The organism is Bacillus pseudomycoides DSM 12442 (genome assembly GCF_000161455.1).
GTDB lineage: Bacteria > Bacillota > Bacilli > Bacillales > Bacillaceae_G > Bacillus_A > Bacillus_A pseudomycoides.
Window position 1 is genome coordinate 5,777,090 of the sequence record NZ_CM000745.1, and the last position, 334, is coordinate 5,777,423.

General features: G+C 41.0%; 1 protein-coding gene. It reads left to right on the forward strand.

The features are described 5' to 3' along the window. Window positions 1-35 precede the first annotated feature (35 nt). Window positions 36-334 (forward strand): DNA topoisomerase (locus BPMYX0001_RS33585; protein ID WP_244268587.1); only part of this gene is annotated, 299 nt, incomplete at its 3' end.

Below are 334 nucleotides of genomic sequence, written 5' to 3' on the forward strand. Positions count from 1 at the left end.
CGGATTTGTATAAAGAGGCGCATTCGAAATTGAAAGTGAGTGCAGAGACCGCAAAAAAACATATTCAGAGTTTATATGAAGAAGGCTGGATTTCGTATCCTCGTTCATCGTCCAGGCATTTGCCAACGGAAAAGGTAGGCAGAGTACAAGAAGTATTCCAAGCCTTGCAGTGTACCAATTATGCGGATCTGGTACGGATGGTAGATGCATCTACCATTACAGAAAAACATGCCACATTTAACGACGAGCTGGTAGATAGTCACTTTGCCATCATCCCGACTACAAAACCATATAACGGGACCAATAGAAAACCATTAGAAATTCAATTATATGA